Raw genomic sequence first — 5,646 nt, 5'->3', positions numbered from 1 at the left:
CCGTTGCCGTCGCCGGGGTACCACAGCGAGAGACCTCCGTCGTGGGCCTCGGCGACCGCCTCCGCGACGGTCACTGCCGTCGACGGGAACGGCGCGTTTTCGCCCGAAACGACCACCTTCTCCGGCGTCCGTGGGGCGGAGCTGTCGACCAGCAGCACGTCACACGGCGCGTGGCGGACCACCCAGTCGATGGGGTCGCCGATCAGCCGCGAGCGCAGGCGCAGCGGCTCGTGCTCGGCGACGATGGCGTCGACTCCCCGCCGCTCGGCGACGTTGACGATGGCGTGTTTGGTGTCGTGGCTGACGATCTCGTCGGCCTCGACGTCGACGCCGAGCCGTTCGCCGATCGTCTCCATCCCCCGCTCGAAGGAGCGGTCGTCCTCGGACTGGGCGGCGGCGTCCGCCGTCAGGGGCGCCTGATCGGGCACTTCTTCGAACCGCACGACGACGACCCGACCGTCGTCGGCGCGGACCTGATCGGCGCCGAGGGAGACGAGCGTCTGTATCCGGCGCTGGTCCATCCGTTTCGTGAGCGCGACGAGCACCTCGCGGGTCGCGTCGGCGGACTCGATTTCGGTGAGTCCCTCCTCGCTGACCTGCCGGCGGATCGCGCCCGTCGCGGCCCCCTCGCGGTCGACCCGCGGCCGGACGTAGGCGGCGTACCAGAGCACGCTCGCGACCGTGATGACGAGCGCGCCCGCCAGCGGCACGCGGCCCATCTGGGTCAGCAGGCCGACGCCGGTGACGGTGCCGAAGATCTGCATCCAGGGGTACAGCGGCGACGTGAACTCGGGCTCGTACTCGACGGTCCCCTCCCGGAACGCGATCACGGCGAGGTTGATCAGCGCGAACACCATGATCTGGAACGCGCTCGCGAGCTTGGCGATGTCGAGGATCGGCACGAACGCGATCAGCGCCAGCAGCACCGCGCCGGTGAGCGTGATGGAGTTGACGGGCGTCCCCAGCCGCTCGCTGATCGACGCCAGCGACGGCGGCGCGAGCTGGTCGCGGCTCATCGCGAACGGGTAGCGCGAGGAGGAGAGAATGCCCGCGTTGGCCGTCGACACCAGCGCGAGGATCGCCGCGAGGATCACCGCGATCACGCCGGCGCCGCCCAGCGTGACCGCCGCGGCGTCGGCGACCGGCGTGTCGGAGCCGGCGATCGTCCCGGGGTCGGTCACGCCGACCAGCACGGCGACGACGGCGACGTACAGCACGGTCGTGAACGCCAGTGAGCCGAGAATCCCCAGCGGGATGTTCCGGCCGGGATCCTCGACCTCCTCGGCGACGCTCGCGACCTTGGTCACGCCGGCGTAGGAGACGAACACCAGCCCCGTCGCCGCCAGCAGGCCGCCGATCCCGTCGGCGAAGAAGTTCGCGTAGTTCGCGGACTCGACGCTGGGGACGCTGCCGGCCGCGAACCACCCGAGCGCGGCCAGCATCACGACGACGATGGCGACCTGCAGGCGCCCGGTCTGCTTGGCGCCCACGAGGTTCACGAGGATCAACACGCCCGCCAGCCCGAGCGCGACGGGCTTCAGCGGGAGATCGAACAGTATCAGCAGGTAGGGAACGCCGCCGACAAGCGCCAGCGCGCCCTTGAACGAGAGCGAGAACCACGTGCCGACGCCCGCGATGGTGCCGAGCAGCGGTCCCATCCCCCGCTCGATGTAGATGTACGTCCCGCCGGCCTCGGGCATCGCGGTCGCCATCTCGGACTTCGACAGCGCCGCGGGCACGACGAGCACGCCCGCGAGCAGGTACGCGAGGATCACCGCGGGGCCGGCGATCTTCAGCGCCAGCGCGGGGAGGATGAAGATGCCGCTGCCGATCATGGCGCCGATGCTGATCGCAAGCACCGACGGGAGTCCGAGGTCGCGTTCGAGTTCCTTCATACGTGCTCGGAGACGGCCGTAGAGACGGCGCTTGTCGCGCAGACGACCTCGTGACCGGCGTCGGCGAACGGGTCGACGCGGTCGGGGCTGTTGACCAGGACGATCACCCGGGGCGTGTCGAAGCGGACCCGGATCGACTGGGCGAGCAGGAGGTTCCGCCGGTCGGACCGGGTCGCCACGACGACCGTCGACGCCGCCGGGATGCCGGCCTCGCGCAGCGCCGCCGAGTCGGTCGGGGAGGCCTCGACGGTCGGGATCCCGGGCGGATCGACCGTGTCGTCGACGAGCACGACGGCGTGGCCCGCCGCCTGTAGCTCTCGGCTGACTGCGGCGCCGACCGCGCCGTCGCCCAGTACGAACAGTTCGGCGTCGGTCGACCGCCCCGTCGGTGCGTCCGTGTCGGTAGAGATGTCACTCATAGTGGTGCGTGCCACCCGCTGTCCACGGGTGCTTACTCGACAGTAACGGTCGGAAGTGTATAAATTAGCGGTTTTCGATGACGGTCCGTCAAAATAGTGGCCGATTATTGCGGAAACGTCGCCAAGTCCGTTGGGTGGCGGGTGCGACCGACCGCTCCCCCGGCTGGATCGGGGGTTCTAAGGCGCTACCGGGCGTCGCGTCGGTAGCGATGAAAGACGGAGAGCTGGACGATGTGGACCGTCACATCCTCTACTACCTCCAGCAGGACGCCCGGGGCACCTCCTCCAGCGAGATCGCCGAGAAGCTGGACCTGTCGGCGAGCACCGTTCGCACCCGGATCAACAAGCTCGAGGAGTCCGGCATCATCCGCGGCTACCACCTCGACATCGACTACGACCTCGCGGGCTACCCGCTGTACACGAAGATCATCTGCACCGCCCCCATCCCGGACCGCGACGAGATGGCGAACGCGGCCCGGGAGATCGAGGGTGTCACCGCGGTCCGGGAGATCATGACCGGCGAGCGCAACGTCTACGTCAACACGATCGGCCGCGACCACGACGACCTCAACCGGATCAGCGAGGAGCTCGACGCGCTGGGGCTGGAGATCGTCGACGAGCAGATCATCCGCGACGAGTACGTCTGCCCGTACCACGGGTTCCTCGACGGCGGTCCCGACGAGTAGCGAAGCCGATCACGGTGAGTGACCTGCCGGAACCACCGTGTTCCGGCCACGGAGCCGATGCCGTGGTCGTGTCCGTCCACGCCGACGTAGCCGGATTTTTCTCCCCGCCCGCCGAGTGGGGTGTATGGACCGACTCCCCGACGTGACCCCGGAACCGGGCACGATCGAGACCCGCGAACTGGTGGTCGACGACGACGCCCTCGTCAAGGCCTTCTTCCTCGGCCCCGGCGCCGAACTCGACGCCCACGACCACCCCGAGAGCCTGAACGTGTTCCACGTCCTCGCCGGCACCGTGACCGTGATCCAGGCGGACGAGGAGGAAGCGATCGACGCGCCGGGCGTCGTCGCCCACGAGCGCGGCGTCGCCCACGGCGCGCGCAACGACACCGACGGGACCGCCGTCTTCACCGCCACGCTCGCACCCCTGCCCTGATGGTCCGGTTCGACTACCACACCCACACGAACTACTCGGACGGCCACTTCATCCCGGGGATGGTCCGGGCCGCGGAAGCGGCCGGACTCGACGGGATCGGCTTCGCCGACCACTGCAACGTCACCGCGGAGGGCGACGCCCGGCGGCGCCTCGACGGCCTCGGGTTCGCGCTCGACGAGACGTACCACCGACGCCGCGAGGGGATCGAGTGGATCCGCACCGAGACCGACATCACGGTGTACGACGCCGTCGAGATGGACTACGTCCCGGGCCGGGAGGCCGAGATCGCCGAATTCCTCGACGAGGCGGCGTTCGACTACGCGATCGGCAGCGTCCACTCCGTCGACGGCGACGACGTGCAGTGGTCGGCGATCTTCGCCGACCTGACCGACGAGCAGCGCCGCGCGGTCGTCGACGGCTACTACGACAACCTCGCCGCGCTGGCGGAGTCGGAGCTGTTCGAGATCGCCGCCCACGCCGACCTCGTCGAACGGACGCCCGAACTCCGGGGCTACTCGACGGCCGACCACTACGCACAGGTCGCCGACGCGTTCGCGGACTCGGCGACGGTGCCGGAGATCAACGCCGGCCGCGTACTGGACGACTACGGCGAGTTCCACCCCGCGCCCGACCTGCTCGACACGCTGCTGGACCGCGATATCGAGTTCGTCGTCGGCAGCGACTCCCACCAGCCGGCGGAGATCGGCCGCCGGATCGACGCGCTGGAGACCCACTTCGACCACCTCGGGGTCGAACCGGCGACGCTGTCGCTCTGAGTTCGGGTTCCGCCACCGCAGGGTTGACACGCCCCCGGCCCCCCGATCCGGTCATGCAGGAGATCCCCCGACTCGGCTTCGGCACCTACGAGAACGACGACCCCGAGCAGTGCGCCGAGAGCGTTCGGACCGCGCTCGACGCCGGCTACCGGCACGTCGACACCGCCCAGAGCTACGGCAACGAGAGCGCGGTCGGTGACGGCATCGCCGCCAGCGACGTGGACAGCGAGGACGTCTTCGTCGCGACGAAGCTCTCGACGGAGAACCTCGCGTACGACGACGCCGTCGAGACCGCCCGCGAGAGCGCCGACCGGCTGGGCGTCGACACGATCGACCTGCTGTACGTCCACTGGCCGATCAACAGCTACGACCCCGAGGGGACGATCGAGGCGCTGAACGACCTCTACGAGGACGGCGTGATCGACGCCGTGGGGCTGTCGAACTTCCGCGTCGACCAACTCAACGACGCGCTGGATCGGCTGGAGCCACGGCTCGCGGCCCACCAGGTCGAGTGCCACCCGATGCTCCCGCAGGACGACCTCCGGGCCCACGCGGTCGACCACGACTACGCGCTGGTGGCGTACTGCCCGATCGCGCGGAATCAGGTCGCGGACGTCGAGCCGATCCGGGAGATCGCCGAGAAGCACGACGCCACGCCCGCGCAGGTGAGCCTCGCGTGGCTGCTCGAGAAGGAGAACGTCGCCGCCATCCCGAAGGCGACCGGCGAGAGCCACATCCGGGAGAACTGGGAAGCCCGGGAGCTGGATCTCGACGACGAGGACGTGGCCGCCATCGACGGAATCGACGAGCGCCACCGCATCGTCGACTTCGACGCGGCGCCCTGGAACCAGTAGCGCCGTCGCGCTCCTTATGCCCGAGAACGCACAAGTGGGGAGTATGTCCCTCTCGACGCTCGCTCGACCCCCCGTCGCCGACCGACCGCGTCGATCAGCGGGGCGACAATGAGGCGCTCGGAGTTCCCCGGCCGGCGCGACGACGGGCCGGACCCCCCCGACCCGACGCCCGTCCCCGACGCGGACGAGGTGCCGTTCGACGCCGCGGTGCTCCAGCAGGTGGCAGGGGGCGAGGGCGTCGACCCGCGGACGCTCCCGGAGCTGCTGGGTCGGGTCGAGGCACACCTGACGGACAGCCGGGCGTCGCTCCGCCGGCAGTTCGAGTCGCCGTACAGCGACGACCGCCGCGAGCTGTTTTTCGTCCCGCCGGACTACTGGGAGGGGGTGGCGTCGGCGCTCTCGCTGACGCCACAGGAGGAATTGACGGTCCGGCAGGCACACGAGCGACAGCTCCTCCGGATCGGCGCCGAGACGCGCCGCGGGAGCGAGTTCGACGCCGCGCTGGACATCCGGACCGCGGTGGTCGTCGGGCGGGAGTAGCGTCGTCGTCGGCGATACACCCCTACGGCATCGAGTTCTGTGG

At 69.9% G+C, this 5,646-nt stretch carries 7 protein-coding genes; 5 read left to right on the top strand and 2 right to left on the bottom strand.

The features are described 5' to 3' along the window. Positions 1-1,895: amino acid permease (locus ACFR9S_RS01735; protein WP_379817916.1), on the bottom strand; the 1,895-nt coding region annotated here is incomplete at its 3' end. Then, entirely contained in the window at positions 1,892-2,314 is a 423-nt protein-coding gene (locus tag ACFR9S_RS01730) for an NAD-binding protein (protein ID WP_379817914.1), read from the bottom strand. The genes ACFR9S_RS01735 and ACFR9S_RS01730, both read right to left, overlap by 4 nt. A gap of 209 nt (positions 2,315-2,523) precedes the next feature. On the opposite strand from ACFR9S_RS01730, the gene ACFR9S_RS01725 reads away from it, so the two are divergent. The 5 genes from ACFR9S_RS01725 (at position 2,524) to ACFR9S_RS01705 (ending at position 5,603) form a co-directional block, all read left to right on the top strand. After that, the gene (locus tag ACFR9S_RS01725; protein WP_379731266.1) at positions 2,524-3,000 is read left to right on the top strand and encodes an Lrp/AsnC family transcriptional regulator; all 477 of its coding nucleotides are present in this window, start codon (positions 2,524-2,526) and stop codon (positions 2,998-3,000) included. Positions 3,001-3,124: 124 nt separating this feature from the next. Then, entirely contained in the window at positions 3,125-3,433 is a 309-nt protein-coding gene (locus ACFR9S_RS01720) for a cupin domain-containing protein (protein ID WP_379731265.1), read from the top strand. Further along, entirely contained in the window at positions 3,433-4,209 is a 777-nt protein-coding gene (locus ACFR9S_RS01715) for a PHP domain-containing protein (protein ID WP_379817911.1), read from the top strand. The genes ACFR9S_RS01720 and ACFR9S_RS01715 overlap by 1 nt, the downstream gene beginning before the upstream one ends. 53 nt (positions 4,210-4,262) lie before the next feature. After that, positions 4,263-5,063: an aldo/keto reductase gene (locus tag ACFR9S_RS01710; protein ID WP_379731263.1), complete on the top strand. Its 801-nt coding sequence runs from the start codon at positions 4,263-4,265 to the stop codon at positions 5,061-5,063. A gap of 108 nt (positions 5,064-5,171) precedes the next feature. Next, positions 5,172-5,603: a hypothetical protein gene (locus ACFR9S_RS01705; RefSeq protein ID WP_379731262.1), complete on the top strand. Its 432-nt coding sequence runs from the start codon at positions 5,172-5,174 to the stop codon at positions 5,601-5,603. Positions 5,604-5,646: the final 43 nt, after the last annotated feature.

Source organism: Halolamina salina, from assembly GCF_042678005.1.
Taxonomy (GTDB): Archaea; Halobacteriota; Halobacteria; order Halobacteriales; family Haloferacaceae; genus Halolamina; species Halolamina salina.
This window is presented reverse-complemented; position numbering and strand designations above follow the sequence as displayed.